Below are 25,427 nucleotides of genomic sequence, written 5' to 3'. Positions count from 1 at the left end.
TGTTATCCGGTTTTATTTTGGTAAAAACGGCCACACCGCTATATCCTTTTTTTGTGCTGAAAACCAGTAGTCGTGGTAACCTAATTCGTTAAAAGGAGTGCAGTCTACATTGTCCTTTTCTGCCTTGGTTTCCTGCAGGCAAATGATATCTGCCGGATCTGTTTTCATCCAGTCGAGCAGGCCTTTTTTAACGGCAGCCCGTATACCGTTTACGTTATAGCTGATAATACGCATAAAATTTACTTAAAGTGTATGGAGGACAAAAATAAGATGTTGCATGTTTATGATATTTAAATTTATATTCGCCAGAGACAATACCGCCTTGTAGCGTACAGAAAAACGATTCAAAAATGATGAAAGAAAAAGAGAAAATTGCAGAGAAAATTGCGGAGCCGATTATACCAGCTAAAGAGCACGTGTATTTAGAAGGACCTAAAAGCAGGGGGTATGAGTTTGTGTTTCTTTTTAAGGTAGCCGGAGAGTTTTTGAAAGGCATGAGAAACCTGCATTTTGTAGGCCCCTGTGTGACCGTATTTGGTTCTGCCCGGTTTAAAGAAGATCATATCTATTATCAGAAGGCCGTGGAGTTTGGTGCAAGGATCGCCGGTACGGGATTTACCACAATGACCGGAGGAGGCCCTGGTATTATGGAAGCCGCTAACCGTGGCGCTTTCGAGGCGGGTGGCGAGTCTGTAGGGTGCAATATCAGGCTGCCTTTTGAGCAACATTATAATAAGTATCTTACCAAGGCAGTGACCTTTGATCACTTCTTTATACGGAAGACCCTGCTGATCAAATACAGCTATGCTTTTATTATTATGCCGGGAGGTTTTGGTACAATGGATGAGTTTTTCGAAACCCTAACGTTGATACAAACAAAAACGATTGCCCAGTTCCCCATCGTGATCTTCGGTAAAGAATTTTATGCCGACCTGATGGTTGCGATTGAAGACATGGCTGAAAAAGGCACTATCTCGCCGGAGGACCTTGATCTGGTATTGCTTACTGATGATATTGATGAAGCAATGGGCCATATCAGTAAGTACATTACCTCCAACTATAAAATAAAAAAACGTAAGCGTATCCCGTGGTTTTTTGAAAAAAATAGGTTAGAATATAAACGGATAACCGATTCCTATCTGCAGTTGACTACCCTTGAAAAAGGATACGCGAAAAACTTATTCTGGTAGGCTGCATACCGGCCATCGGGGCTCGGGTCTTTTACTTTGTAGGCATAGTCCAGGCGAATTACAAAAAAGCTGAAATCTGCCCGTATTCCGGCGCCTGAGCCAATGGCAATATCTTTACCCAGGCGCGATAATTTGAATCGCTCTTCTTCAAGACCGGCGGTTTTTTTAAGATACCAGATGTTGCCAATATCCGTAAAGATAGCACCGTTAATGGGTAGGCCTGCAATATTAAACAGCGGCAGCCTGTATTCGATATTAGCTTCCAGCTGCACGTCTCCAAAACGGTCAGGTACTATAAACTCTCCTTCAATAGATTCATCGTTCTCGTAATATTTGACCGTTGAGCCAGGCCCTAACCTGCGTAACTGCCAGGCCCGCATACTATTAGGGCCACCGCTATAGTACTGTTTGAAAAATGGTAGCTGTGAGCGTTTTAATGGATTGGCTGTGGCATCCAGCTCGTAGCCAACACCAGCAAAGCCCCTTACTACCAGCCCGGTTTTTGAGAGAGTTTTAGCAGCTTTGCATATTCTGCGTCCAGCTTAACAAAGCGATATAGTTGCTCATCAATGAAGCTGTTCCGCACGAATCCGGTGAGCAGGCCAGAAGCCTCCAGGTTCATTCTTAAAACATTTATACTTCTCCTGTTGGCACTGTTCCAGGGCATTGAGAAGTTAGTGATCACAGAGGTAATTAAACCATCAGAGAACAGGTTTTGAATAGAGGGGTTGTCCCTGATCAGGGATAAAAGACTGTCTCTTTTCCGGATATAGGAATATTCGATATTGGGTATCTTGATTCCCAGGTTAAAGGTTCGGTTGGTTAATGCATACTCCCGTGAACGCCAGCCAAATTCATATCCCCAGGAGGTGTTGAAGCTGGTAAGATTAAATAATACCCTTCTTTCGGTATTCGCTGCATTTAAACTTAGTACGGATTGTATATTACCTCTGAATGACTGCCTGAAATTGTTCATGCCGGGGAAAACAAAGCGGGGAATATCAATGAGTTGCTCAAGCTGATCTGGCGCGTTTGAATGAACTGGCCTGAGTTGAGTCCTCCAAGTTCTACGCCCTCCCTTATATTGGTATTTAACTGGTTAGCCCCTTTTAAAAAATTCCTGTTTTGTAGCCCAACGTTAAGGCCAAGGCCTACAAAGTTTCCGCTAATAACGCTTTGGCTAAAACTTCCCTCAAGGTTAGTCGTAAAGTTATACTTAGGAGCCGGTGTAAGCCGCATTACAAAATCTACAGTATCGGTGCGCTCGCGCGGAATTTGTTGTATATCCACCAACCGCCAGGTACCCAGGTTGTTAAATCGGTTCATTGTACGCATATAGCGGCTTTGACGATATAGTTCGCCGCGGGTCAGGTAAACATATTGGGGAAATATCCTGGGTTTAAACTTATCTGACCGCTGTACAACAGTAACGTTACGGATGGTAGTTACTTTTTCTGCCCGGTTGGTAGTGTCTGCTCTTACATCTGGATATACGGTTACATTGCCCACATAATACTTTTGCAGGCTGATGGTATCCGCTAGCTGCTTCTGCCTGATCTCCAGGTTGGCAGTGGGGTTTTCTTTTCTTTCCTGGAGTTTTTGCATCTGGCTTACCTGTTCCATAGGGTCCAGTGCGGGTTGGAGCAGGTCAAGGTCCAGCGTATCCCAAAGCGCATATAGGTTATTGCGTGTAAACAGCAGGTAACCGTTATTCCTGTATAATTCTACCAGACGGTCCATCTCCAGCGAAATAGGCGTTTGTGCAAACGGATCACCCTTCCTGATCAGGGCGTCCTTCAGGTTCTTATCGGTAAGATGTTGCAGGCTGTCATTTTGTAAATCGTAGCCCAGTGAGTCAATGCGGGTAGCTTTTCCGGGCCAAACATTAAAGTCAATAAAAGCTCTTTGCTGATCACCAACTTTTTTATCTGGGTGGTATAATTGATCGAATCGTGAAAGTAACCTTCCGCCACCATATAATTGTTCATAAATTCCAGCGACCGGCTGATGAGGCCGGTGTCGAGCGGTTGGGGGTTTTTTAATACTTCCCAAAAAACTTTGTCCAGTTTCCTGGCGGCAATACTATCGTCTAATTGCTCATATAAACCGCCTTCCAGTCTCGATTTTTCATCTTTCTTAAGGTCATTATCTGCTATATTTATAGAGGTTTGAAAGATATACGGTTTGTTTTGAGGTTCGTTTCTAACTACGGTAAAGAGTGTACAGGAGGAAAAAATAAATACCGTTATAAGGGGTAAGAAAAGAAGATGTATATTTTTGTATGATTGAATGCTATTATTCAATGGATGAATTATATTAAAAGGATGCTTAATAAATCTGAGGTCAAATATATTCAAAGTTTAAGCCAAAAAAATTCAGGGATGAAGAAGGGGTTTACCTGGCTGAAGGACCCAAAATAGTTGGAGAAGCTTTGGTTGCCCAACACCTGGACGTGAAGAAGCTATATGCGTTGAAGGAGTGGTGGGTATTGAATGAGGACCTGTGTAAAAATATCGATTGCGAAATAGTAGCCGATTTTGAGCTGGAGAAAATATCACAGCTGAAAACGCCTAACCAGGTGGTGGCTGTTATAGCGGTGCCGGGAGTTGAGCACTTCAAATTTGAAAGGGATCAGCCCGGCCTTATTCTTGACGGCATCCAGGATCCTGGAAACCTCGGGACGATTATCAGGATTGGTGACTGGTTTGGAATATACCAGGTTATTTGCAGCAGGGATTGTGCAGATGCGTATAATCCCAAAGTGGTTCAATCTACGATGGGAAGTATTTTCAGGGTTAAATTATTATATACGGATTTGGAAAGCTGGATGGATGAGCAGAAAAGCTTAGCCTTTTATGGCGCTGCATTAGACGGCGCCCCTTTAAAAAATATACCTGCTATAACTAATGGCCTGATCCTGATTGGAAATGAGTCGAAAGGTATAAGACCGGAAGTGATGAGCCGGGTTACACAAAAAATTACTATTGAGAAATGGGGAGAGGCCGAATCACTAAATGCCGCTGTAGCAACGGGTATTATCCTTTCTCATTTGAGGTGAGGAATGGTGAATAGTCAATGGTCAAAGGCGAATAGTGAGTAGTCAATCGCTTATTATCAATTGTTTTCCCTTGTTTTACCTGAATTGGATGGCCTTAACGGGCTGTATCTTTCTTACAATATAAGACGGGATTAATAGTACCAGCAGGCAAATGAGAAAAGTGGCGCCGCAAATGGCTACTACTTCCCAAGGGGTGATTTGTACGGCAGCCCTGTCCATATAATAGGCTTCTTCATCCAGTTTAATAAAACCGGTTTTTACCTGTGCGTATAAAATACCTAAACCTACTATAGCTCCAATGAGGATGCCCCGCAACGCAATAATAAGGCTGTGGCGCAGAAATATTTTTTGAACAGTCCAGTCTGAAGCGCCTATAGACTTTAACACACCCACCATGCGCATGCGTTCCAGCACCAGGATGATCAGGCAGGTGATGAGGTTAATGACTGCTACAACGATCATAATGCCAATCAACACATTCCTGGTAGTGTCCTGCATATTTAGCCAGTCGAAAATATTGGGAATATACTCTTTGATATTCTGAACGCTCCAGTTTTCGTTAAAGCCCGGTAGCTGAGACAATTGATGTATAGTGGTATCTGTTTTTTAAAGTCCTGCAACATTACCTCGTAGCCGCCAATCTGGTTTTGCTGCCAGTTGTTCAACCTCCGGATCAATTGTATGTCACCTATAGCAAATGAATTGTCAAAGTCGCCAATGTCTGTTTTGAATATGCCACTGATGGTAAGCTTATCACGCCTTTTGGAACCATCGGGCCTGATAAAATAAATAGATACCCGGTCATTTACTTTTAGATGCAGTTCCTGCGCAGTTTTCTTCGAGATCATAATATCCCGGCTGTAAGTACTGTCGTTGAAATGGATAGGAGTTCCCTCTATTATGAATTCTTTCAGGTTGTTGAAATCATAGCTTTTATCAAGGCCTTTTACTAAAATGCCCTGCAGTTCGTCTTTTGTTTTAAGTATCGCATATCGGGTGGCGAAAGGATATACGGCGTGTACATTAGGTGTTTTACGAATACCTTCTTCTATTTCGCTGCTGGCAATAAGGGGAATTTCTTCGGTAATCAATGAATTGTAAGGGAGCGTTTCCTGTATACGGGCATGCCCCCAGAAGCTAAATACTTTTTCGCTTACTTTTTCTGAAAGCCATTGGCAAAAGCCAGTGTAATCAGCATGGCCGCCACGCTAATTACTGTGGCTACAATAGAAAGCCTGATGATAAACCGCGAAAAAGACCGGCTTCGGTTAAATGCAATGCGGTTGGCAATAAAGGTTGAAATGTTCAATTACTGTGATGGATTGAAAGCAGAAAAACTGAAAAGTTGATAAGTGTCCCGGATTGTTCCCGGTTAACTTACCAACTCATCAATTGTTCATCTATAATTTATTGAAACTTCTTAGCGTCTTCTAAAAATTTAGCCAGGCCATTATCTGTGAGCGGATGTTTTAATAATGCGAGGATTGGCTCCAGCGGGCAGGTACATACATCGGCGCCCACTTCAGCACAACGAATAATATGATTAGCGCTGCGAATAGAAGCGGCCAGCACTTCGGTTTTAAAACCCTGTACATTATAGATATGGGCAATTTGCTCAATCAGTTGTACACCGTCCCAACCGCTATCATCTATACGTCCGATAAAAGGAGATACGTATTTGGCTCCGGCTTTGGCAGCAAGAATGGCCTGGCCTGCGCTGAATACCAGGGTGCAATTGGTTTTAATACCATTGTCGGTAAACCATTTAATAGCTTTCACCCCTTCTTTGATCATGGGCACTTTTACAATAATATTCTTATGCAGTGCTGCCAGCTTTTTACCTTCTTCAATAATGCCTTCAAAATCGGTGCTCACCACTTCTGCACTTATATCTCCATCTACGATTTCGCATATATCCACGTAATGTTTCATAACGGCATCATGGCCCTTAATGCCTTCTTTAGCCATTAAGGAAGGATTGGTGGTAACGCCATCCAATATACCCATGTCATTCGCTTCCCTGATCTGATCGAGATTTGCGGTGTCGATAAAAAATTTCATGATTTTATTTTTTTGTTTTAGCTATAAATATGTAGCGTCAGTGTTGCCCGGTCATTTGTCAGGGATGCATTAACATCTCCCATCGAAAGAACGTGGTTCAACATTGTCTTAGAGACAGCTAAAGTAGTATAATAAAGCTAAAGCGAAAAGTACGGGCACAAAAAAGCAGGCTACTCACATCGCGCCGCTCAACCATCTATCCTTGCTGCCTTCCGGCCCTGGGGAGTTTCAACAGGAGCTGGCCGTATGAGACCTGCGACTGCAAATATAGTGCTTTTTTATTGAATTACCGGGCCATATTCTTCTTTCCATTCATGTTTCCACCTCCGGTGGCTCCACAGCCACATATCCGGATTGGCCTTGATCACTGATTCAAGGTATTTTACAAACTCAGATGTCAGCGTAGTGGCACTTTCTGCTGTAGGAAATTCTTCAGCAACCGAAAACGTTACATGATAGTAGCCTCTTTTTGGTCGACTGATAAAACCAAAAATTACAACCGTATTATTTTTGGCAGCATTTTTTGCTGGTCCCATGGTGAAAGCTGTTTTCCGGTCAAAAAAATGGAACCATTCTGCCTTGCCTAAATTTGCGGGACTTTGATCTGCTACCAGGCCCAGGCAGTATTGTGTATTTCGGTGCGGCAGGAATTCCCGTGTCATATGATGTGCACTGAGTAAAACAGTTCCGCTCCGCGAGCGTATTTTCTTAAATATCCGGTTGAAAATTTTATTTGCCAGCGGCATGTACACACCCAGGAATTTGTACTGGCTATGCATGAGTAAGGAAACATTGCCCCATTCCCAGTTAAAATTATGTCCCAGGTGTAGTTGTACCGAACGACCCTCAGCGTAGTATTGATTAAATACCTCCCAGTTACCGGTAAAGTGTTTTTCGAAAAAGAGTCGGGAGCCGATAATAGCTTGATCGTCTCAATCATCGAATCAATGAATTTGTGATAGAAGTTTTTAGCGATACGTGTTCTTTCTTTAACCGTTTTCTCTGGAAATGCAATCGCCAGGTTGTGCATTACCACTTCTTTGCGATAGCCAACTATATAATAAACAATAAAGTAAAAGAAATCAGAGATCCAGTAAATAACTCTTAGTGGCAATAAAGAGAAGAGATATAGAAAACCGTAAACGATATAATACATGAGAAAAGTTGATGGTGAGTGGTGAATCGTAAATTGGGGATAGCGCATAGTGGGTAGGGGACGGCTTATCGCTCAGTGTCCATTGCCCCATAGCCGCTCGCTATAAACTACTTACTATCTCCTCCACTTATAAAACAATATTTTGCAACAGTTCGCCTTTTTGCGGATAGTCGGTATTGTAGTTCAGCCCACGGCTTTCTTTACGGAAACTGGAACCTTTTACAATTAAATAACCTACTGTTATCAGATTGCGAAGTTCGAGAATATTTGGCGAAAGTGTGCTGGTTTTGTAAAGCTGCTCTGTTTCTTCCCAAAGCAGGTCAATACGCCTGATGGCCCTTTGCAACCTTATATTGTTGCGAACAATACCCACGTAGTCGCTCATTACCTGTTGAATTTCTTTCAGGCTTTGGGTGATTAAGATCAACTCTTTCGGCGTGTTGGTACCCAGGGCATTCCAGGCCGGTATATTCAGCTTGAAAGTAGGGTGTTCAGGCAGATCGTTGTTGTCAACTTTTTGAGAAACATGCACAAAGCAGCGGTGCGCAAATACCATGGCTTCCAGCAATGAGTTACTGGCGAGCCTGTTAGCGCCGTGCAAGCCGGTGCTGCTGCATTCGCCTACCGCGTACAGGTTTCTGATGGAGGTTTGCCCCCATTCATCTACCTTAATACCGCCGCAGCTATAATGAGCCGCAGGTGCAACCGGTATCATATCTTTTGAAATATCAATACCCACGCTTTTGCATTTCTCGTAAATATTGGGGAAATGCTCAACAAACTTTTCCGTAGCAAAATGCCTGCAATCCAGCCATACATGTTCGGTACCGGTTGTTTTCATTTCATTGTCGATCGCACGCGCCACAATATCGCGGGGAGCGAGGTCTTTACGGTCGTCATAGCGTTCCATAAAGGCTTCTCCTTCTTTATTACGTAGTATGCCGCCATCACCACGTACTGCTTCGGTAATCAAAAATGCCTGACCTCTGAGGCCGGGCTCGTACAAGGCAGTGGGATGGAACTGGATAAATTCCATATTCTCTATACGGCCTTTAGCGCGGTATACCATAGCTACGCCATCTCCTGTAGCGATAGCGGGGTTTGTAGTGGTTCGATATACCTGGCCGTTACCCCCGCTGGAGAGGTAGGTGGTTTTAGCCAGGATGGTTTCTATTTCGTTTGTATGCAGGTTAAGCGCGTATACCCCATAGCATTCAATATCGGGAGTGGATTTGGTAATGAGGTAGCCCAGATGATGCTGTGTAATTATATCCACCACAAAACAGTGCTTTATGATTTCAATATTATTTAAACGGGCCACAGCTTCCAGCAGGGCACGCTCCATTTCCCAGCCGGTGATATCTTTATGATGGATAATGCGAAATTCGCTATGGCCACCTTCTTTGCCCAGTTTATAATCTCCGTCGGACTCCTTATCGAAATTAGCTCCCAGGTCAATCAACTCCTGCACCCGGTCGGGTCCGTCTTTTACTACAATCTCTACTATTTTTTCATTACACAATCCATCACCTGCAATTAATGTATCTTCTATATGCTTTTCAAAACTGTCCTTCTCCAAATCGTTTACTACTGCTACACCGCCTTGTGCATACTTCGTATTAGTTTCGTCTGCCGCTGCTTTGGTGATCACCAATACTTTTTATCGGGATACTTTTCAGCCATTTTGTAAGCATAAGTAAGACCGGCTATTCCTGTTCCGATTACTAAAAAATCTACTTGTTGCATGTGTGTAAAGATAATTTATTGGCAGTAAAGCAAGTAGCATCTCCATTGCCTGCCCCTATGAAATGCCCGGACAGGTGTTTCGCACTTGTACGTCCTGATTATGTGACATCAAATGTACGTATATTCAGGGCTCTGGTTATCATTTGGTGGGGTTGAATTATATAATATTCCCTATTTAAATAATATCTTTAACGCTATCCAATACGAAATATCTAATGCGAGTCCTGGTTAAACATAAAATACTTGTTCCCCTGTTTTTTGTTCTAGTATTAATGTGCAGGGCTTTCGACATTTATGGACAGGCCGATGTTGTTATGCTAACAGATCCGAAGAAACCACAATCGCTGCAAAAAGTTTCTTTTCGTTTTGCCCCGGGCGATAACCCGAAATGGGCCGATCCACTATTCCTGGATAGTAGCTGGCAGGTGGTGGGCAATACTGCCTTCGGAACTGACCAATATAGTGACGCCGCCCTGCCAAAAGGTTGGAACGGTGTTGGCTGGTTTCGTATTTGGCTAAAAAAGCGAGCGACTCTTTAACGAATACCTGGGGTATGTTCATTAACCAGGACGGCGCGTCTGAAGTGTATTTGGATGGTAAGCGGGTGGGAGCTTTGGGTAAAGTGGGCTTATCGGCGCAAACGATGACTGCTTCCCGGCAGCCATATCTAACTATACCGATGGCCATTACTGATACTTTACCCCATCTTCTCGCTATTCGTTATAGTAATTACACCGGGCCTTATCCTAACTTTTACGGTTTTCAGGCTCAGTTGCAGGATTTACATATCATGAACAGCCGGCAAAAAGACCATCAGCGAATGATGGACCAGCTTTTAATGAGCGTTGCTGCGGCCTGTATCCTTATTGTGTTACACCTTCTATTGTTCATCTTCTATCCCCGTCAGAAAATAAATCTTTACTATATATTATTTGTAGGTGTGGTGGCATTGGGTTTATATGCCCGTTACGAAACTATTGTAACTACTGACCCCTTAACCCAGGTTTTTTACAGCCGGGTATTTATGGGTTTTGTAACACTCAATTTTAGTTTTGGTTTGCTCCTGTTGTACTATGCCGGTTATGGGTTTATACCGCGACGCAAAACCATCATTATGCTATTGCTTTCTGTACCTGTAGCGGTATGGGCAATTATTGACTGGTACCGTGCATGGACCATTCCTGCTTTTGATTTATTTCAGAAATGGTATCAGAATATTTTTATGCTGATATTTTTTACAGATGTTTTACTGGTGCTGCTCCGCTCCATACGCAGGGCAATAAAAAACTATGGTTATTGGTAGCAGGAATGATACTGTTTATATTGATGGGGATATTTATTGGTTCTAACCAGTTGAACTGGTTTACGTTGAACCAGGTAATGATCTTTTTCGGATGGGGTAACCTGCTCATGCCGGTTGTTTTCTCCATTTATATGGCAATGGATATAGCTTCTACCAATCGCAAACTGGCTGCTCAGCTCAAAGAAAATGACCGTTTGGCCGCAGAAAACATCGCAAAAGAGCAAGAGAAGAATAAGCTGATTTCGGAGCAGGCAGAGCAACTGGAAAAGACGGTGCTGGAGAGAACGGCACAGGTACGGGAGCAATCAGAAAAACTGAGAGCGATGGATGCGGCTAAATCCCGTTTTTTGTGAACCTTACGCATGAGTTTAAAACCCCGCTAACGCTGATTATTAACCCGGCCAAAGAATTACTGCAGCATCCCGATGCGGCTACTGCAAAACAATACGCCGGCTACATTTTGCAGAATAGCGAACGGCTCTTGCAGCTGATCAATCAACTACTGGACCTCAGCCGCATTGAAAACGGACAAATGGATATCAGGTATCGGAACATTGATATGGTGAAATGGCTGCGTATGCACGTGCAGCAATTTGGGTCCCTGGCCGAACATAATTATATCAAGCTGAAATTTGCCTCGGATATGGATCAGCTTTGGGTAGAAGCTGATATGGATAAGCTGGAGAAAATTGTTCAGAACCTGGTGTCGAACGCACTTAAATTCATTCATACAAATGGTGCAGTAGTGGTTTCACTTCACAAAAAAGACGAACAACTTCTGATAAAGGTAAAAGACAATGGCATTGGTATTTCAAAAGAAAAGCAACCTTACATTTTCGACCGCTTTTACCAGGCAGATGCATCTGACACCCGCACCCGCGAAGGCGCCGGTATCGGCCTTGCGCTGGTTAAAGAATTGACGACCTTGCTAGGTGGTGCTATAGAAGTAGAAAGTGCAGAAGATATCGGTACCACTTTTACGGTAATACTACCCTATCAACCTGCAAAAGAAAATGCGGAGGCAATTACCCCGGCAGCCGGAGATAAGGAACAGAGCTACCTGGTTACAGAGCCTGCGGCTCCAATGGCTGAACATGAAGGAGATCATAAAGAAACTATATTGATTGCTGAAGACAACGAACAGCTGCGACAATTTATTGAACTTTCTTTAAGTGATAGTTACCAGGTGTTAACTGCAAAAGATGGCGTTGAGGGAATTGCTATTGCATTAGAAATGATTCCAACCCTGGCGATCACTGATTTAATGATGCCCGCCAAAAATGGGTACGAGTTGTGCGACACGTTAAAAAAGATGAACGTACCAGCCATATACCGGTTATTATGCTAACCGCCAAAACCGACCAGGATAGCAAAATACAGGGCATTAAAACAGGCGCCGATGCCTACCTGGCCAAACCATTTGATAAAGCCGAATTGCTGGCATTAATTGAAAACTTAATTGAAAACAGGAGGGTTTTAAAAGAGAAATTCGGCAAAAACAATGGGTGGCTAACCAGTGCAGCAGCATTACCCTCCATAGAACAAAGCTTTCTCACCCGGGTAAAAGAATCCATTCAGAGCCGGTTAGACGATGTGCAGTTTGGCGCTGAAGAGTTAGGCCGTGAAGTGGGGTTAAGCCGCACCCAACTACATCGTAAGTTAAAAGGCATTATTGGCCAAACGCCCGGCGAACTCATCCGTTCTGTGCGTATGCAGCAGGCGCACGAACTCTTACAGAAGAATATTGGCACGGTGGCCGAAGTGGGTTATATGGTAGGTTATGGTAACCCTGCTAATTTCTCAACCAGCTTTGCAAAGCATTTTGGTTACCCTCCCAGCGAGGTTGGAAAGCAGGGATAAATACCGCTGCAACAAATGCAAATGCGTCTGCAACAAAATCAAATGATTTAATTATCAACATTTTAGGTTGAATAATTTCAAAGGTATTTGCAACAATAGCAAATGCCTTTTTTGTTTCCCCAATTAGTTTTGATCCTGATTGAATGTAATGGATATATCTCCTTTAACAACAGGAAAATAAAAATGAAATGAAAAAGATAATTGGCTTTACGCTTCTGCTATGGGCTTTCACTGCCTGCCAGAAAAAAGACATTGATGCGCTTCGCAACGAATTGGACAAACAAAAGGACCTGATTGCACAGCTGCAAACCAGCATCAGTACCATTAATACGGATATTAAAAGCCTGCAGGGTATAACTACTGCTTTGCAGAATAAAATAAGCGTTACCTCTTACGCGGCTACGCCTACCGGCTATGTGCTAAGTATGAGCAACGGCACTACCATTGAACTAAAAAATGGACTGAATGGTACGAACGGAACTAATGGGACAAATGGCACCAACGGCGTAGATGCACCACGCATTGGCGTAAAGCAGGATACGGATGACCAATTTTACTGGACACTGGCAGGCGAATTTTTGCTACAAAACGGGCAAAAGCTAAGAGTAACAGGTAACAATGGCAATAATGGCACAAACGGCACAAATGGTATTACGCCGCTGCTACAGATAAATGCCGAAACCAACTTTTGGATGATCAGTTATGACAATGGCATTAGCTGGAGCACGGTAAAAGATAAAAACGGCAATCCTGTTGTAGCGGTTGGAGCAAACGGTCAAACGGGTCAAACAGGACCACAAGGACCTGCGGGACCACAAGGTCCCAGCGGTATTACCGGGTTTGGTATTACAGAAAATGATACAACCATAGTGATCACCTACATGGGAGGTACTTACACATTGCCTAAAGCCGGAACGGCTCCAACCTGGCGGATTTTTGCAGGAGCAAACAGTACTTTTTGTTAAACAGTAACGGGAATTTATACGCCACCGGCGAAAATGACCGCGGACAATTAGGCATTACGACGCCGGCCACTGAAATTAGCCCCCGATTTATTCTGGATAATGTTGCATCCGTTGCAACTGGTTTTGAGCACACGCTGATTGTTAGAAAGGATGGCAGGCTGTATACAACAGGGCAAAATTTTGATGGAGAGCTAGGTATTGGTAATGCCATTCATCAGAGTATACCCGTATTGGTTACCACAGACGTAAAAGATGTACAAGCTGGCCAGGGGTACTCTTATGTTTTAAAAACGGACGGAAAACTATATGCTTGTGGCAGAAACGACTTTGGTCAATTGGGAATGGGTAACAATCCTACTCAATATAAATTAGGTCCGGTTACAGACAATGTGAAATCAATGGCTTTGGGAGAAGGCCACTCCCTGGTGTTGAAAAATGACGGAAAGCTTTATGCTACCGGCAGAAATGATGTGGGACAATTGGGTATTGGCAATACAGAGAATCAAAAAACACTGGTTTTAGTTACAGACAATGTAAAAGCCATTGCAGCCGCTCTTTTCATTCACTCATTATTAAAAACGACGGTACTTTATATGGAACCGGTAAAAATGACTTTGGACAACTGGGCATTGGGAACACCATCAATCAGAAAAACCCTGTATTAGTTACTGGCGATGTAATTGCAGCAGCTGCAGGAGAATGGCATTCTCTAATAGTAAAAACTCATGGAGGTTTGTTTGCTGCCGGCGCCAACATTGTTGGGCCGTTAGGACTTGCCGGCACCGAAGCAAGGTTGGTGCCTGAACCTGTAACGGGTAGTGTAAAAGCGGTAGGATGTGGGTACCTGCATTCGGTAATTTTGAAAACAAATGGCAAAATGTATACTACCGGCTCTAACCGCTACGGACAATTAGGACTAGGAGATGCAGAATACAGAACTGCGTTTACACTTATTCCGGATTTTGAGTAATAATGGTGGTAAAAAAATCAGCGAGTAGTTACAACAGTTAATCTAAACTTTCGTAAGATGCAAAGAAAGAACTTTATCAGATCTGCCCTGATGATCATGCCTGCTTTGTCTTTTTTGGGGTAAGTCGAAGTATAAGCGGGAAGAAGCGATAAGCGGACGGCAGCTAAAAAAGGGATTTGTTGTAAGAGGGGGCGAAAGTAGGTATAACGGCAGGCCTGCAGCGCCCAAAGATGCCTTTCTACATTGCAAAATTTCTTCGGCAGATACAGATGGACATTTGTTTATCCAAACATCTACACCCAGGTTATTTAAAATGAAAGGCGGGCCACCGCCCCATGTACACGCATACGAAGACGAAATTATCTACGTCGTATCGGGATCGTTTATGGTGCAGATCGATGGAGAAGATCACCTGGTAAAGGCGGGTGATACAGCTTTTATTCCAAGAGGGACCATGCATACCGTTACCAACCCGATGGACGATAATCCGGGTTGCCTGATCACTATATTTCAACCGGCACCCAAAAAAGTTGAAGCTTTTTTCAGTTATATCAGTGAACATGGAAGTATACCCGAAGATATCGTTCCTGACGGATGGTAGAATCCAAAGGTGATCGTGTCCTGTATTTTAATTGAAATATATCTTGTATGAAAACACTTTTTCCGGTACTGCTAGTATGGTTACTTAACATTCACATTGCTGCGCAAAATAGGCATGCTGATATAATAGTCAAAAAGCCGGGAGATCCGTTTTGGGAGGAGAAAACTTTTGTTATAGGCGATGTAACGAATAGCCTACTGCCTTTTAAAAAAGGCGATGTGATTAAAGTTGACAGGAAGAATGGATTAAGCCATTACCGCAATAAGAAATTATTGAATCAATATAAAATAATACCGCAATCAGTAACTCGAAAGCAGGATATCGTTTGCCGTCAACCTCCTTGTCCACCTATTATCACTCAAAGAACGATTTATTTCATTGGCGCATGGGAAAGGTTTATAGACATAGGTTACAACAAACTGCTTATATCTAAAAACAAATATAAAGATGCCAATGCTGTTACCCAGGTTGTAAACAACTTCTGGATTGCCGCTTGCGAATTAAAAGAATCCGCTACTAAATAAATGATCAATCATGAACATCTACATCGCCATAGCCTTTTTTATGGTCAATAGCCCTACATTTAATGCCGCCTATTCAAATGGAGAACGGCCCGTTTACCAGGCAGCAAACTCAACTGTTTCCATTATTTACCCCAGGAGCAATCAAAAAGTAAGAGGGTATATTAAAATATATGGTAAAGCAAAGCCGGGTAGTCAGGTTAAGCTCTATGTTACCAGTACTTATTTCGCAAAAATGTATAAAGGCGAAAAACTATTAAAAGGAGCTGGTCCATTGAAAGGTATGAACCAGGTGTTTAACCTAACCACGGATAAGAGCGGTTTATGGACATTGAAAGAAATAAACCTCACCAACAGGGGATGGGAGGAGAATTTTACGATTAAAGCAGTGTCTGGTAGCGATGTAGTAGCTATTAACGTATACGACCACACAAAACCGGTTATTATTGATTAATATCTTGCTCCACACGATTTAACACGAATACACTCACAGCCGTTTCCGCTTTATTAAGTAAAATCGTTTCATTCCAATGCAGCATTTTATATGGTAGTAAAGTCTCTATAAATTGTTTAGCAACTAAACGTTGTGGAGTACTTATAATAACAGTTGCCCTGTTGGTAATAAAGTGATCTATTATTTTCTGTAGGACATTAAACACTGGTGGTTCATAGTTTACATCGCTTAACAACACAACCTGGGGAAGGGGTTCTTGGGCAGCATCCTTCCAGTCCAGGGTTTTGGTTGTTACATTTTTCAACCCGAGCCGCAATGCAGACTGTTTTACAAAAACTTCGGCAAGTGGTTCTCTGTCAGTAATAGTTACATGTTGCGCCAGAGGTGCGGCATGTAATCCCGATAATCCCAGCCCGGCTGCCAGTTCGAGTATCTTTTTATCGCGGATGAGATGAGGGTATTGCTCCAGGAAAAGACAAAGTCCAACTGATGCAGGCCATACTTTAGCCCAGTAAGCATCCTGTTTATTGTTGCGATACAGCTGCTGTATCGCTCGCTCCTCCGGCACATAGATTTCTATGCACTTATCATTTAAAAAATAGGTTTCCAGCTTTTGGGGTAATGACATGATGCAAAGATGCGGCTTAAACCGCAGTAGTATTATTAATATACCGGGTAAGACCTTTTACCAATAACCATTGCGCCACTACATACGTGACCATGATCGCCCATGCGCCCCAGGGGTAGGGCTGATAGAATTTATTGATCGCTAAAATGGAGTCGGATACTACAAAAAGAATAGCGCCGGTTAAGAGATAGCGTGCAGTAAGATTGTCTTCAAGGTCGTAAAGATGCATGGCTACCAGCAGCATAAAGCTGATCACTAAGCCATAAACAATTACGGGGTATTTTAAACCACCCAGGTAGGGGAGCAGGAAATTGATGATCAGGAAATAATAAATAGCTACAATGATCGCCACATACCATTTGCCCGTAATATCGTTATGCGTGCGTATTTGGTGAAATGTATAGATGTAAAAAGATGGGCTACCAGGAAGGCACAAAGTCCCAGCATGAAAAACAACTCTTTGACATTGGCAAACATTAAGAGCGTATCGCCGGCTACAGAAAATATCAATGCACTTATTGTCCACTTCTTTAAGGTCGATTTTACCTGCTTAGTGTTTACTACAAAATAGAAAAGCAGCGAGCTTACCAGCAGTGGCTTGAATATAAGCTGTATAGCATCTTGCCTAAGTATCATCCCCAGAAAATAGCAGGCTACAACTATGATAAAAATGTAAGCAGGTTTCATATATGTATTGCAAAATGGCATGCTAAAGATAAGCAGTGTATCATAGCAACCAGAACAAAAAAACTTGTATTGTTGAAAGCAAAACAGGCTATCCTTGAAGAATAGCCTGTTTTGTAAGATAAGGTTGGTGGTTAAGATTTACTTATTTCTTGTCAGCAACGGTAAGTGTTTACCAACTGGTTATTTTCTTAACATCGATGTGCAAATTTTAGAAAAAATGCTCAGTCAGGAAAATGTTGGTGTGTTTTTTCGATGAACCTACCGTTATCGTCAATGAATGCGTTTTTTCCTTCTTTGAAATAGAGGAGAAATGCTGGTTTCCGTGGTAATAGTGCCATTGATCCACTAAGGTTCTACCCAGGCTTCGTTTTCTTTTAAAAGATTAATCAGCTCATCTACCGCAACCTCACTGTTAACATTTCTTTTCACTACTTCCTTGCCTCTATAGAGCGTAATTTTACCCGGTCCACTTCCCACATACCCAAAATCAGCATCTGCCATTTCACCCGGACCATTTACAATACATCCCATAATAGCTATTTTAACGCCTTTGAGATGGTTGGTTACCGACCGGATTTTGGTAGTCGTTTCCTGCAGATCGAATAGAGTGCGGCCGCAGGAAGGGCATGAAATATATTCTGTTTTGGAAATACGCATACGCGTTGCCTGCAATATGCTGAAAGCGGTGTTATTGACGAACTGCTCGGGAGATTGATTATTAAGATAATTTCTTCCGGATGCGTTTAATGTAGCCGCCTGGGTATAGGCATTTTTCGTCATGCCCAGGCAAATACCATCACCAAAGCCATCCAGGAACAATGCCCCTGTCTCTGTAGCATAGTGGATCAGGTGCTCATCTGCAGTATTCCAATTGCTGTCTGTTATAAATACAATAGGTGCTGTAATACGTTCCTGCTGCAATTTTACACAGGCAGCCCTTACGGTTTGCATCGCATTTTTTGTGTACTGCTCAGGCACAAAACCACATTGGGTTTTTGCGTAACCTGTTTCAGGTAGTGTTCCTCCAGCGGGCAATCGATCATCACAAAATGAATATCACTTTCTGCCGGCTCTAGTGCGAGGAACTCTTCTGCGCCATAAATGGGAAAGTACTTGGCCTTATCAGTTGCAATCAGCCAGTTTTGATAAGGAGTAATTATTTTTAATGTGCCAGGTACAGCAAAACCAATATTGGGTTTATTAATATAGACATAGTCAGCTGCAGCATCTGCTATATTCCATTTATCATCTGCCTCGTTGTACGTGTAGCCAATACCTTTTAACGAAGCAGGTGCTATGTTGCCTGTTTTGCTAAGATCCGCAATTACCACGGGTACCTGGCCTCCGCCAATATTATTAACAGCAATGGTTTGGTGCCTTTTGAAATTGAAAGGGTTGTAAGTTGAAAGGTTGATAGGTTGGTCATTGGTACTATCCTTTTCAACCTTTAAACTGGCCAACTGGTCAACCCTATTTTCATACCGCTTTACAATATCCCTACAAACCGGTATTTCCAGCTCAGGGTCTTCGGTAAGCGAAACACGGATGGTATCTCCAATACCGTCCTCCATTAAAGTGCCAATACCTACCGCTGATTTAATGCGACCTTCTTCTCCGTCGCCTGCTTCGGTAACACCCAGGTGTAAAGGATATATTTCGCCAAACTCATCCTGCATGGTTTTGATCAACAAGCGATACGCCTGTACCATCACCTGCGGGTTACTTGCTTTCATGCTTAGAATAATCTGGTGGTAGCTTTCGTTCCGGGCTATACGTAAAAACTCCATAGCGCTTTCCACCATACCAATGGGAGTATCACCGTACCGGCTCATGATGCGGTCGCTCAAACTGCCATGGTTAGTTCCTATACGCATGGCCGTGCCATATTCTTTACAGATCTTCACCAATGGTGTAAAGCGTTCGCGGATACGGTCTATTTCTTCGGCGTATTCCGCATCAGTATATTCTATCTGCTCAAACTTCTTTTTATCAACATAGTTGCCGGGGTTTACCCTTACTTTTTCAATAATACGCGCCGCCACTTCAGCCGCATTGGGGGTAAAATGTATGTCGGCAACCAAGGGCGTGTTATAACCTCTTTTCTTCAGTTCGTTTTTGATGTTCAGCAGGTTCTCCGCCTCTTTTTTGAAGGCGCAGTAATTCTTACCAGTTCAGCACCTGCCTCAATACAACGGATCGTCTGTTCTACCGTGGCAATCGTATCCATCGTATCTGTGGTGGTCATGGTTTGCACCCTTATAGGATGGTTATTGCCCAGAAGCAGGTCTCCTATTTTTTCTTCTTTGGTTAACAGTCTTTTATATTGAGTTAATGATTCCGCAAATAATTCCATACTGCAAAGATAAGATTGAATGGTCGAAAGGATGGAAGTCGAAACGAAGGTGCTATTTATAAAATTTCTAATCTATAAAACTTCTTTGTTTTATTTCTCTCATTATATCTTGAGCTATATCGGTTATGATAAATTGAATGTCATTTTCAGAAATAATACTATCATAATGATTTTCGACATAACGTTCCCGTTTGTTCCAAGAGGTTATATTTTCAATAGTATATGAGTATTCATCAAACCTGAAAAAGTAAATACGCCGATTTCAAACGCAGGTGTCGATGGTTTATATCCTTTCCAATGGTACTCAATGCCGAAGGTCTTTAACTGATATTGTCCTTTATCTAAAAAGTCAATGAGCTTTGTGGTTGTAGTATTGTAAAGAGTAAGTCCACCGGACCTTTTATCAATGTCATAATCTGGCTGAGTTTCTTGAGTAAATGTGTACCGACTTCTACATCATGAAAAAGCTCGTTGAAATTGTACAGCGTTTTTTTTATTCTTTCAAATAATTCTACTCCCGAATTTGCTAGAATATTGACAACATTATCATAAGTTTTCTTTTCAATACTGGAATTTTTAATTTTTAGTTCTTTCTTAAATAAGAAAATGGATTTGTTGATATCGTCTTGCTCGTCAATTTTTTCACCGTTTGCGGCTCTAACAGCTAAATCTAAAGACCATAACAATTGTTCTCCTATATAATTAACAAATGCCTCGTATTCTCCAACATCAGCTAAGTGTAAAGCTTGCAGATAATTTTTTTATCATCCGATTTAATAACAACCGGTGTGTAGCCATTTTTCAGCAATACATAATTCAGTAAAAGCCTGGCCAATCTCCCATTTCCGTCATCAAAAGGATGAATTCGTACGAATTTATAGTGAAGCATTGCGGCTAAAGTCAACGGATGTAAATTTTTTTCTCTGTATTGTACCAATCCATCAGTTCCTGCATGGCTATCGGCGTATCTAAAGGACTTGTATATTCAAATATTTCTCCGTTGGCCAGCCTAACGGAATTAGGCTGTTCTTTGTAATTCCCGATTTGAATTTGGCGACGAGTAGTTTGCCCATCTTCAGTAATTGCTTCTTTCCAAAAAGGTTGTACTAAAATAATCTCATTAAGGTTTTTGATATCTTTTTCAAGAAGGTCGTGTTCGGCTTGATTAGCCCATTCTTTTATAAGCTCATAAGCAACATCATGAGCTTTCATCTCCTCATATTCTCTAAACTCATGGCTCCCGTTTGTTTCTCCAAAGATCAGCAAAAGCTTTGTTTCGCCATAAGTCAAGGTATTTCCTTCTAGGTGATTAGAATTATAATTAAATTCAAGCCTGAATTTCTCGTCTAACTTTCTTTGTTGCGCCTTCGATAAAGGCGATAAATTGACTAATTCTTTATATAGCTTGTCGATGTTATCCAGAATTGACATAATGAACAATTTTGAGGTATTAACTAAAGACAAAAATAGATAATCTGAGGAACGATAAGTAACTTGTACGGTTTGAGGTTTAAAAAACTGCATTTGCTGCAACGGGCGTTAGGTATTTTGATTATTTTAGATTAATTTTTATGCACCAGATTTTAAAAGCGGTTTACCACCACCCCCTTTTGTCAGCAGCCGATTTTCAACAAATCGCTGATGCGCATGAGTTAATGGAAGTACCAAAAGGTACCCTTCTTTTGCGGGAAGGAAAAGTAGCTAACGAATATTATGTATTGCAGGAAGGAGTAGCCCGGGCTTATGTATTTGATTACAACAATGATGAGATCAGCACCGAATTTTTTACCGAAGGAGAGATCGTGATTTCTACTGCTTCTTTGTTTCAACGCATTCCTTCTCCTGAAAACATACAAACCGTTACCGATTGTGTTATGCTGAAGATTGAGTTTGATGTTTTCCAGGCGCTGTTTAGTAGGATACCTGCCTATGTAGATTGGGGGCGTCTTTGGTTTACCAGCCAATTATTTGCTATTAAACAGCGATCGCTCGATATGGTGCAGGAAACAGCTACCAATCGCTATTTAAAATTGCTGAATGCCAAACCACAGATCATACAGAATGTACCATTAAAGCAAATTGCTTCTTACCTGGGTGTTACCGATACTTCCTTAAGCCGGATCAGGAAAGAAGTGGCTACCTATCCTGCCGGATAAAGAAGTAGTCCCAAGTCCATCTATCAATTACTTGTCACCCTGTCTACTTGCCATTTGGCAAGTATTTCTTTTTAAGGAGTGCCTGTTGTATTACTTGCCAAATGACAAGCACCTGCACCTGTATCTGATCCTATTTTTGAGTAACGATTGAACCCCAAAATAATCAAATATGGAAACAGCACAACTAAGCCAGGAGATCAGTACAGTCTTTGATGATGTGATTCAAACTATTGGTGAAGTACCTGAAGAGGTTTTTAATAAACTGCCTTTTGAAGATAGCTGGACGATTGCCAGGTAGCGGAGCATATTGCGATCTGTAGCAGGGGTATCCCTGATAGTGATGTAAAAGAAGCAGGGCGGCCCTACAACGAAAATGAAGAGACGCTGAAAAGCATCTTCCTGGATATGGAGCAAAAGTCAAAGGCGGCGGAGGCCGTCACCCCAAATTTGCCACCCCATCAAAAAGAAGATCTGCTGAAAAAGCTGTCGGCCAATAAAGCAACTCTTATGACGATAAGTGCTGAAAAAGATTTGTCTCAGCTATGCCTGGGTATGGAGTTCCCTTTTATGGGGTACCTGACCCGGTATGAATGGTTGCGGTTTGTGCAGGTTCATACGCAACGGCATCTGAACCAGATCAGGAATATTGAGGACCGTTTAGCAAATACACAATAAACCTTAAAATATAAGTCATGGAAAACAAAAAAGGAAATCCGGTAGTCTGGTTTGAAATTTATGTGGATGATATGAATCGTGCCACTCAGTTCTATGAAGCCGTATTCGATGTAAAGCTGGACCAAATGTCTGACCCTACAGATCAATCAATGGACATGCGTTCCTTCCCGGGAAATATGGAAGGTTTCGGTGCATCCGGTACCCTGGTAAAAATGGAGGGGATGAAAGCCGGGGGTAGTAATGTTACTATATATTTTGGATGTGAAGATTGTGCGGTAGAAGAAAGCCGGGTTGAAGCTGCCGGTGGTAAAGTAACTCAGGCTAAAATGTCTATCGGTGAATATGGCTTCTGCTCTATCGCGCAGGATACCGAAGGAAATACTATTGGTCTTCACTCAATGAAGTAGCAATGGATACAGAAAGTTTAATAGCATGGGTTTTAATAGGCCGTCCGGTAAGTAATGTGTGGGAATATTGGACGGAGGCGGAGCATATTAGGCAATGGAATATTCCTTTTGATGAGTGGCATTGCCCGGAGGTGGATAATGAACTGGCAGCAGGCGCTGGCTTTAGATTTAAAATGGAGCGAAAGGACGGCAGCGAAGGGTTTGAACATGCCGGAATCTATAAACAGGTAGTTCCTTTTGAAATAATTGCTTATACATTAAACGATGGACGAAAGGCGTTGGTAGAGTTTCAGCAGATAGATGATAATACCATCGTAAGGGAGCGGTTTGAACCGGCACCAGGAATAGCTATCGAAATACAAAAACAATTTTGCCAATCGGTGCTGAATAGGTTTAAAAATTATGTAGAACAACAATGAGGAAAATTATTTGGATCGCCCATATTTCATTAGATGGGTACGTAGCTAATAAAGCCGGGGCGCTGGATGGTTTTGAATCAGGTGAAGATAACCTGGATTTCGTTGCCGAAATATGTAAGGAGGCGGATACTATTTTATCCGGAAGAGTTACGCATGAATTATTGCACTCGTTCTGGCCTGAAGCAGGCGATCAGCCCGGAGCAACGTATGCCGAGAAAAAGTATGCCGGTTGGTATAATGCTGCCAATAAAATAATAGCCACGCGAAGCCCATCGCAGCCTTGTGAGGGCAACCTGTCTTTTGTTGATGATAACCTGTCTCAATATGTACGGAAGGTTAAAAGCTGCAAAGGCAGCGAGATAGTTATTTTTGGCAGCCCCGATATAGGGAACCAATTGATGGAGGGCAACCTCATTGATGTGTACTGGGTCTTTGTAAACCCGGTTCTTTTCGGAGAAGGTATTCCTCTTTTTAAAAGCGGTTTTTGTCAACGAAGGCTTACGCTCATCGAAACCCGGAGGTTTGCTAACGGGGAAATCGCTTTAAAATATCTCGCAGAAAAATAGAAAAGTTTTAGCTTTACGAATAAGCGCTCTAAACACACGTTAATATCACCTTAAAATCAAACTAAAATGAAAATTGTAAAAACAATTTTTTTCGTGCTTTTTGCACTGATGTTTATCAATGCAGGGTTAGATAAATTTCTACATTACATGCCCATGCCGGAAATGACGCCCGACATGAAGCCCGTTTTTGAAGCTTTTGGCACATTGAGTTGGCTAACACCTCTAACAGGCCTTATTGAGCTGGTGGCTGGAATATTGATTGTTTTTCCGAGAACGAGAGCTTTGGGTGCAATTATGATACTGCCGGTAATGGTTGGCATCATCTGTCATAATGCAACTTTTTATAATGGCGACCCAACTGGATTGGCTATATCCGGTGTTCTGTTTTTGATCAATCTTTGGATGATTGGTGATAACTGGAAAAAATATCAATTAATGGTAAGCTAATACTTACCATTTTTTATAATAGCAAACTCCAATTACTTCGTTTCATCTTCAGTATCGGCTATCTGGTCATCAAGCGGTGAGGTTGATTTATCAACAGCCTGACGGGGATCGCTTTGCAGTTCATGGGTTTCTTTATTGTACATGCCGTCCAGTTCGTCAACCACCGTGCCCTTCCATAAAGGTGTACCTATAAAATAGGCAGTGCGGCCAATCATGTGTGCTGCAATGGGCGCTGTAATGATAAGGAAGAAGATAATAGCGATAGCTTTTGTGGTTACCGAAGCGTCGCCGGGGAACATAATGGCTGCACAGATCAGTAAAAGACCTACGCCGAGGCTGGAAGCTTTTACCGTAACCGATAACCGCAGGTAAAAATCGGGCATTCTTAAAATACCGATAGAGGCGAATAAGATAGCCAGTGCGCCCAGGGTGCTGAGTACAGCTAAAATTATATTAATCATCTTTTTGTTTTTCTATGTAATAAGAAAAGGCAATGGTGCCCAAAAATGCAATCAGCGCCAATATGATGGCTACATCCAGTAATATCTTTTGATTTTGCCTGATACTGTAAACCGTAATAATGCCGATACCAATAGTAATGATCAGGTCTAAGGCAATAACACGGTCTACGATTGCCGGCCCTTTAAACAGCCGGACAAAAACCAATACCACCGAAAGAGTGAGTATAGGCAGAATAACGAAATCAAAATAGTTGGCTAATGTCATCGTATAATTTCTAATAGTCTTTTTTCCATGCCTTCTTTTAACTGCTTTACAAATTGCTCCGGACTTTTAAGATACATGGCATGTATATATAATGCTTTTTTGTCTTCGCTAACATCCAGTATAAGCGTACCAGGTGTTAACGAAATCAGCGTAGAAAGTGCATTGATCTCGAAGTCGGATCTGGCGCTTAAAGGATAACGAACAACACCTGGCCTGAAAAAGTATTTGGGTGTAATTACATCATAAGCCACTTCAATATTGGCTTTGATCATCTGGTAGAGAAAATAAAAAACGAAGCTGAATATTTTCGGTACCCGGTAAAAGTATCGCTGCTCTTCCTCATTTTTGTTCATGATCCAGAGCACAAAAAAGCCGAGTATAAAACCAAAAGCAAAACCGGAATAAGAAAGAGAACCTGTAAGCGCTACCCATAAAAAAGAGAGCAGGAGGTTCATCAGAAAATTCTTAATCATAATTT

At 42.1% G+C, this 25,427-nt stretch carries 37 protein-coding genes, 1 other RNA gene and 4 pseudogenes; 20 read left to right on the top strand and 22 right to left on the bottom strand.

What is annotated here, in order from left to right; translation table 11 throughout:
* Window positions 1–12: 12 nt before the first annotated feature.
* A complete protein-coding gene (locus MKP07_RS03130; RefSeq protein WP_240844968.1) occupies window positions 13–234 on the bottom strand; it encodes an endonuclease/exonuclease/phosphatase family protein in 222 nt (73 codons plus the stop codon).
* A gap of 116 nt (window positions 235–350) precedes the next feature.
* On the opposite strand from MKP07_RS03130, the gene MKP07_RS03125 reads away from it, so the two are divergent.
* A complete protein-coding gene (locus MKP07_RS03125; RefSeq protein WP_240844967.1) occupies window positions 351–1,190 on the top strand; it encodes an LOG family protein in 840 nt (279 codons plus the stop codon).
* Here the strand turns inward: MKP07_RS03125 and MKP07_RS03120 are convergent.
* From MKP07_RS03120 to MKP07_RS03105, 4 genes are read right to left on the bottom strand one after another with little or no spacing between them, the layout of a single operon-like run.
* Complete coding sequence (locus MKP07_RS03120) at window positions 1,136–1,684, bottom strand: BamA/TamA family outer membrane protein (protein WP_449589529.1); 549 nt, start codon at window positions 1,682–1,684, stop codon at window positions 1,136–1,138. The genes MKP07_RS03125 and MKP07_RS03120 overlap by 55 nt on opposite strands.
* Window positions 1,678–2,166 (bottom strand): hypothetical protein, encoded by a 489-nt coding sequence (locus MKP07_RS03115; protein WP_240844966.1) that lies wholly within the window; start codon window positions 2,164–2,166, stop codon window positions 1,678–1,680. Before MKP07_RS03115 ends, MKP07_RS03120 begins: the two co-directional genes overlap by 7 nt.
* A complete protein-coding gene (locus tag MKP07_RS03110) occupies window positions 2,163–2,930 on the bottom strand; it encodes a BamA/TamA family outer membrane protein (protein WP_240844965.1) in 768 nt (255 codons plus the stop codon). Before MKP07_RS03110 ends, MKP07_RS03115 begins: the two co-directional genes overlap by 4 nt.
* A gap of 56 nt (window positions 2,931–2,986) precedes the next feature.
* On the bottom strand, window positions 2,987–3,493 hold the full coding sequence (locus MKP07_RS03105; RefSeq protein ID WP_240844964.1) for a hypothetical protein: 507 nt from the start codon (window positions 3,491–3,493) through the stop codon (window positions 2,987–2,989).
* Between the two features lie 44 nt (window positions 3,494–3,537).
* Here MKP07_RS03105 and MKP07_RS03100 point away from each other — a divergent pair, with 44 nt between their 5' ends.
* On the top strand, window positions 3,538–4,248 hold the full coding sequence (locus tag MKP07_RS03100) for a TrmH family RNA methyltransferase (RefSeq protein WP_394803620.1): 711 nt from the start codon (window positions 3,538–3,540) through the stop codon (window positions 4,246–4,248).
* A 75-nt stretch (window positions 4,249–4,323) separates the two neighbouring features.
* Here the strand turns inward: MKP07_RS03100 and MKP07_RS03095 are convergent, their stop codons facing one another.
* The 8 genes and pseudogenes from MKP07_RS03095 to nadB form a co-directional block, all read right to left on the bottom strand.
* Window positions 4,324–4,746 (bottom strand): ABC transporter permease, encoded by a 423-nt coding sequence (locus tag MKP07_RS03095; protein WP_240844962.1) that lies wholly within the window; start codon window positions 4,744–4,746, stop codon window positions 4,324–4,326.
* A gap of 2 nt (window positions 4,747–4,748) precedes the next feature.
* On the bottom strand, window positions 4,749–5,339 hold the full coding sequence (locus tag MKP07_RS03090; protein WP_240844961.1) for an ABC transporter permease: 591 nt from the start codon (window positions 5,337–5,339) through the stop codon (window positions 4,749–4,751).
* 62 nt (window positions 5,340–5,401) lie between these two features.
* The gene (locus MKP07_RS03085) at window positions 5,402–5,557 is read right to left on the bottom strand and encodes a hypothetical protein (RefSeq protein WP_240844960.1); all 156 of its coding nucleotides are present in this window, start codon (window positions 5,555–5,557) and stop codon (window positions 5,402–5,404) included.
* 98 nt (window positions 5,558–5,655) lie between these two features.
* Complete coding sequence (fsa, locus tag MKP07_RS03080) at window positions 5,656–6,309, bottom strand: fructose-6-phosphate aldolase (RefSeq protein ID WP_240844959.1); 654 nt, start codon at window positions 6,307–6,309, stop codon at window positions 5,656–5,658.
* Between the two features lie 160 nt (window positions 6,310–6,469).
* Window positions 6,470–6,568, bottom strand: an RNA gene (gene ffs / locus MKP07_RS03075) — signal recognition particle sRNA small type.
* A gap of 19 nt (window positions 6,569–6,587) precedes the next feature.
* On the bottom strand, window positions 6,588–7,133 hold the full coding sequence (locus MKP07_RS37555; RefSeq protein WP_262919572.1) for a lysophospholipid acyltransferase family protein: 546 nt from the start codon (window positions 7,131–7,133) through the stop codon (window positions 6,588–6,590).
* Between the two features lie 131 nt (window positions 7,134–7,264).
* A pseudogene (locus tag MKP07_RS37550) lies at window positions 7,265–7,465 on the bottom strand (LpxL/LpxP family acyltransferase); the annotation flags it as partial.
* A 127-nt stretch (window positions 7,466–7,592) separates the two neighbouring features.
* Complete coding sequence (nadB, locus tag MKP07_RS03065; RefSeq protein WP_240844958.1) at window positions 7,593–9,116, bottom strand: L-aspartate oxidase; 1,524 nt, start codon at window positions 9,114–9,116, stop codon at window positions 7,593–7,595.
* A gap of 367 nt (window positions 9,117–9,483) precedes the next feature.
* Here nadB and MKP07_RS03060 point away from each other — a divergent pair, with 367 nt between their 5' ends.
* The 11 genes and pseudogenes from MKP07_RS03060 to MKP07_RS03010 all read left to right on the top strand — a co-directional run bounded on the left by MKP07_RS03060 (window position 9,484) and on the right by MKP07_RS03010 (window position 15,885).
* Entirely contained in the window at window positions 9,484–9,750 is a 267-nt protein-coding gene (locus MKP07_RS03060) for a hypothetical protein (protein ID WP_240844957.1), read from the top strand.
* Window positions 9,723–10,514 (top strand): hypothetical protein, encoded by a 792-nt coding sequence (locus tag MKP07_RS03055; RefSeq protein WP_240844956.1) that lies wholly within the window; start codon window positions 9,723–9,725, stop codon window positions 10,512–10,514. Before MKP07_RS03060 ends, MKP07_RS03055 begins: the two co-directional genes overlap by 28 nt.
* Window positions 10,508–10,867, top strand: coding sequence for a hypothetical protein (locus MKP07_RS03050; protein ID WP_240844955.1), 360 nt, complete (start codon window positions 10,508–10,510; stop codon window positions 10,865–10,867). The genes MKP07_RS03055 and MKP07_RS03050 overlap by 7 nt, the downstream gene beginning before the upstream one ends.
* Window positions 10,864–11,903 (top strand): annotated as a pseudogene (locus MKP07_RS03045) (ATP-binding protein); the annotation flags it as partial. The gene MKP07_RS03050 and the pseudogene MKP07_RS03045, both read left to right, overlap by 4 nt.
* A 204-nt stretch (window positions 11,904–12,107) precedes the next feature.
* On the top strand, window positions 12,108–12,374 hold the full coding sequence (locus tag MKP07_RS42030) for a helix-turn-helix domain-containing protein (RefSeq protein WP_394803619.1): 267 nt from the start codon (window positions 12,108–12,110) through the stop codon (window positions 12,372–12,374).
* 188 nt (window positions 12,375–12,562) lie between these two features.
* Window positions 12,563–13,339, top strand: coding sequence for a PL29 family lyase N-terminal domain-containing protein (locus MKP07_RS03035; RefSeq protein WP_240844952.1), 777 nt, complete (start codon window positions 12,563–12,565; stop codon window positions 13,337–13,339).
* Window positions 13,333–14,004, top strand: a complete 672-nt coding sequence (locus MKP07_RS03030; protein ID WP_240844951.1) for an RCC1 domain-containing protein — start codon at window positions 13,333–13,335, stop codon at window positions 14,002–14,004. Before MKP07_RS03035 ends, MKP07_RS03030 begins: the two co-directional genes overlap by 7 nt.
* Window positions 13,908–14,309 carry an RCC1 domain-containing protein gene (locus MKP07_RS42025; RefSeq protein WP_394803618.1) on the top strand — a complete coding sequence of 134 codons (402 nt, stop codon included), beginning with the start codon at window positions 13,908–13,910 and terminating at the stop codon, window positions 14,307–14,309. The genes MKP07_RS03030 and MKP07_RS42025 overlap by 97 nt, the downstream gene beginning before the upstream one ends.
* Before the next feature lie 277 nt (window positions 14,310–14,586).
* Window positions 14,587–14,910 carry a cupin domain-containing protein gene (locus tag MKP07_RS03020; RefSeq protein WP_240844949.1) on the top strand — a complete coding sequence of 108 codons (324 nt, stop codon included), beginning with the start codon at window positions 14,587–14,589 and terminating at the stop codon, window positions 14,908–14,910.
* Window positions 14,911–14,957: 47 nt separating this feature from the next.
* Entirely contained in the window at window positions 14,958–15,434 is a 477-nt protein-coding gene (locus MKP07_RS03015) for a hypothetical protein (RefSeq protein WP_240844948.1), read from the top strand.
* Between the two features lie 10 nt (window positions 15,435–15,444).
* Window positions 15,445–15,885, top strand: a complete 441-nt coding sequence (locus tag MKP07_RS03010; protein ID WP_240844947.1) for a hypothetical protein — start codon at window positions 15,445–15,447, stop codon at window positions 15,883–15,885.
* Here MKP07_RS03010 and MKP07_RS03005 read toward each other — a convergent pair.
* From MKP07_RS03005 to MKP07_RS02980, 6 genes and pseudogenes are all read right to left on the bottom strand, one after another.
* Window positions 15,875–16,513, bottom strand: coding sequence for a class I SAM-dependent methyltransferase (locus tag MKP07_RS03005; protein ID WP_240844946.1), 639 nt, complete (start codon window positions 16,511–16,513; stop codon window positions 15,875–15,877). The genes MKP07_RS03010 and MKP07_RS03005 overlap by 11 nt on opposite strands.
* 16 nt (window positions 16,514–16,529) lie before the next feature.
* Window positions 16,530–17,149: pseudogene (locus tag MKP07_RS03000) on the bottom strand (lysoplasmalogenase).
* Window positions 17,150–17,545: 396 nt separating this feature from the next.
* Window positions 17,546–19,553 (bottom strand): annotated as a pseudogene (gene ispG / locus MKP07_RS02990) ((E)-4-hydroxy-3-methylbut-2-enyl-diphosphate synthase).
* Window positions 19,554–19,894: 341 nt separating this feature from the next.
* Complete coding sequence (locus MKP07_RS02985; protein ID WP_240844944.1) at window positions 19,895–20,239, bottom strand: hypothetical protein; 345 nt, start codon at window positions 20,237–20,239, stop codon at window positions 19,895–19,897.
* Between the two features lie 47 nt (window positions 20,240–20,286).
* Window positions 20,287–20,457 carry a Fic family protein gene (locus MKP07_RS42020; protein ID WP_394803528.1) on the bottom strand — a complete coding sequence of 57 codons (171 nt, stop codon included), beginning with the start codon at window positions 20,455–20,457 and terminating at the stop codon, window positions 20,287–20,289.
* Window positions 20,454–20,984 (bottom strand): Fic family protein, encoded by a 531-nt coding sequence (locus MKP07_RS02980; protein WP_240844943.1) that lies wholly within the window; start codon window positions 20,982–20,984, stop codon window positions 20,454–20,456. The genes MKP07_RS42020 and MKP07_RS02980 overlap by 4 nt, the downstream gene beginning before the upstream one ends.
* A 140-nt stretch (window positions 20,985–21,124) precedes the next feature.
* On the opposite strand from MKP07_RS02980, the gene MKP07_RS02975 reads away from it, so the two are divergent.
* From MKP07_RS02975 to MKP07_RS02950, 7 genes are all read left to right on the top strand, one after another.
* Entirely contained in the window at window positions 21,125–21,709 is a 585-nt protein-coding gene (locus MKP07_RS02975) for a Crp/Fnr family transcriptional regulator (RefSeq protein ID WP_240844942.1), read from the top strand.
* 169 nt (window positions 21,710–21,878) lie between these two features.
* Window positions 21,879–22,007 (top strand): hypothetical protein, encoded by a 129-nt coding sequence (locus MKP07_RS37545; RefSeq protein WP_262919126.1) that lies wholly within the window; start codon window positions 21,879–21,881, stop codon window positions 22,005–22,007.
* A 107-nt stretch (window positions 22,008–22,114) separates the two neighbouring features.
* Window positions 22,115–22,384, top strand: a complete 270-nt coding sequence (locus tag MKP07_RS02970) for a DinB family protein (protein WP_240844941.1) — start codon at window positions 22,115–22,117, stop codon at window positions 22,382–22,384.
* A gap of 17 nt (window positions 22,385–22,401) precedes the next feature.
* Window positions 22,402–22,791: a VOC family protein gene (locus MKP07_RS02965; RefSeq protein ID WP_240844940.1), complete on the top strand. Its 390-nt coding sequence runs from the start codon at window positions 22,402–22,404 to the stop codon at window positions 22,789–22,791.
* A 2-nt stretch (window positions 22,792–22,793) separates the two neighbouring features.
* On the top strand, window positions 22,794–23,210 hold the full coding sequence (locus MKP07_RS02960) for an SRPBCC domain-containing protein (protein ID WP_240844939.1): 417 nt from the start codon (window positions 22,794–22,796) through the stop codon (window positions 23,208–23,210).
* Window positions 23,207–23,776: a dihydrofolate reductase family protein gene (locus tag MKP07_RS02955; RefSeq protein ID WP_240844938.1), complete on the top strand. Its 570-nt coding sequence runs from the start codon at window positions 23,207–23,209 to the stop codon at window positions 23,774–23,776. Before MKP07_RS02960 ends, MKP07_RS02955 begins: the two co-directional genes overlap by 4 nt.
* Before the next feature lie 66 nt (window positions 23,777–23,842).
* The gene (locus tag MKP07_RS02950) at window positions 23,843–24,223 is read left to right on the top strand and encodes a DoxX family protein (RefSeq protein ID WP_262919125.1); all 381 of its coding nucleotides are present in this window, start codon (window positions 23,843–23,845) and stop codon (window positions 24,221–24,223) included.
* Between the two features lie 32 nt (window positions 24,224–24,255).
* On the opposite strand, the gene mnhG is transcribed toward MKP07_RS02950, so the two are convergent.
* The 3 genes from mnhG to MKP07_RS02935 are packed head-to-tail and all read right to left on the bottom strand — an operon-like array spanning window position 24,256 to window position 25,422.
* Complete coding sequence (mnhG, locus tag MKP07_RS02945) at window positions 24,256–24,684, bottom strand: monovalent cation/H(+) antiporter subunit G (protein ID WP_240844936.1); 429 nt, start codon at window positions 24,682–24,684, stop codon at window positions 24,256–24,258.
* On the bottom strand, window positions 24,677–24,949 hold the full coding sequence (locus MKP07_RS02940) for a monovalent cation/H+ antiporter complex subunit F (protein ID WP_240844935.1): 273 nt from the start codon (window positions 24,947–24,949) through the stop codon (window positions 24,677–24,679). The genes mnhG and MKP07_RS02940 overlap by 8 nt, the downstream gene beginning before the upstream one ends.
* Window positions 24,946–25,422 carry a Na+/H+ antiporter subunit E gene (locus MKP07_RS02935; protein WP_240844934.1) on the bottom strand — a complete coding sequence of 159 codons (477 nt, stop codon included), beginning with the start codon at window positions 25,420–25,422 and terminating at the stop codon, window positions 24,946–24,948. Before MKP07_RS02935 ends, MKP07_RS02940 begins: the two co-directional genes overlap by 4 nt.
* Window positions 25,423–25,427: the final 5 nt, after the last annotated feature.

Source organism: Paraniabella hibiscisoli (assembly GCF_022512515.1).
GTDB classification, from domain to species: Bacteria; Bacteroidota; Bacteroidia; order Chitinophagales; family Chitinophagaceae; genus Niabella; species Niabella hibiscisoli.
Note: the sequence above shows the minus strand (reverse complement) of the source record. Positions and strands in the feature narration are given on the sequence as shown.

Bases quoted from the DNA above. Each gene is read 5' to 3' on its own strand.
- MKP07_RS03005 (WP_240844946.1), bottom strand. From the start codon at position 16,513: ATGTCATTACCCCAAAAGCTGGAAACCTATTTTTTAAATGATAAGTGC.
- MKP07_RS03115 (WP_240844966.1), bottom strand. From the start codon at position 2,166: ATGAACAATTTCAGGCAGTCATTCAGAGGTAATATACAATCCGTACTA.
- MKP07_RS02965 (WP_240844940.1), top strand. From the start codon at position 22,402: ATGGAAAACAAAAAAGGAAATCCGGTAGTCTGGTTTGAAATTTATGTG.
- mnhG (WP_240844936.1), bottom strand. From the start codon at position 24,684: ATGATTAATATAATTTTAGCTGTACTCAGCACCCTGGGCGCACTGGCT.
- MKP07_RS02935 (WP_240844934.1), bottom strand. From the start codon at position 25,422: ATGATTAAGAATTTTCTGATGAACCTCCTGCTCTCTTTTTTATGGGTA.
- MKP07_RS03060 (WP_240844957.1), top strand. From the start codon at position 9,484: ATGTGCAGGGCTTTCGACATTTATGGACAGGCCGATGTTGTTATGCTA.
- MKP07_RS02940 (WP_240844935.1), bottom strand. From the start codon at position 24,949: ATGACATTAGCCAACTATTTTGATTTCGTTATTCTGCCTATACTCACT.
- MKP07_RS03095 (WP_240844962.1), bottom strand. From the start codon at position 4,746: ATGCAGGACACTACCAGGAATGTGTTGATTGGCATTATGATCGTTGTA.
- MKP07_RS03110 (WP_240844965.1), bottom strand. From the start codon at position 2,930: ATGGACCGTCTGGTAGAATTATACAGGAATAACGGTTACCTGCTGTTT.
- MKP07_RS03015 (WP_240844948.1), top strand. From the start codon at position 14,958: ATGAAAACACTTTTTCCGGTACTGCTAGTATGGTTACTTAACATTCAC.
- fsa (WP_240844959.1), bottom strand. From the start codon at position 6,309: ATGAAATTTTTTATCGACACCGCAAATCTCGATCAGATCAGGGAAGCG.
- MKP07_RS03035 (WP_240844952.1), top strand. From the start codon at position 12,563: ATGAAAAAGATAATTGGCTTTACGCTTCTGCTATGGGCTTTCACTGCC.
- MKP07_RS03010 (WP_240844947.1), top strand. From the start codon at position 15,445: ATGAACATCTACATCGCCATAGCCTTTTTTATGGTCAATAGCCCTACA.
- MKP07_RS02980 (WP_240844943.1), bottom strand. From the start codon at position 20,984: ATGTCAATTCTGGATAACATCGACAAGCTATATAAAGAATTAGTCAAT.
- MKP07_RS02970 (WP_240844941.1), top strand. From the start codon at position 22,115: ATGGAGCAAAAGTCAAAGGCGGCGGAGGCCGTCACCCCAAATTTGCCA.
- MKP07_RS03125 (WP_240844967.1), top strand. From the start codon at position 351: ATGATGAAAGAAAAAGAGAAAATTGCAGAGAAAATTGCGGAGCCGATT.
- MKP07_RS02975 (WP_240844942.1), top strand. From the start codon at position 21,125: ATGCACCAGATTTTAAAAGCGGTTTACCACCACCCCCTTTTGTCAGCA.
- MKP07_RS02960 (WP_240844939.1), top strand. From the start codon at position 22,794: ATGGATACAGAAAGTTTAATAGCATGGGTTTTAATAGGCCGTCCGGTA.
- MKP07_RS02955 (WP_240844938.1), top strand. From the start codon at position 23,207: ATGAGGAAAATTATTTGGATCGCCCATATTTCATTAGATGGGTACGTA.
- MKP07_RS02950 (WP_262919125.1), top strand. From the start codon at position 23,843: ATGAAAATTGTAAAAACAATTTTTTTCGTGCTTTTTGCACTGATGTTT.
- MKP07_RS03130 (WP_240844968.1), bottom strand. From the start codon at position 234: ATGCGTATTATCAGCTATAACGTAAACGGTATACGGGCTGCCGTTAAA.
- MKP07_RS37545 (WP_262919126.1), top strand. From the start codon at position 21,879: ATGGAAACAGCACAACTAAGCCAGGAGATCAGTACAGTCTTTGATGAT.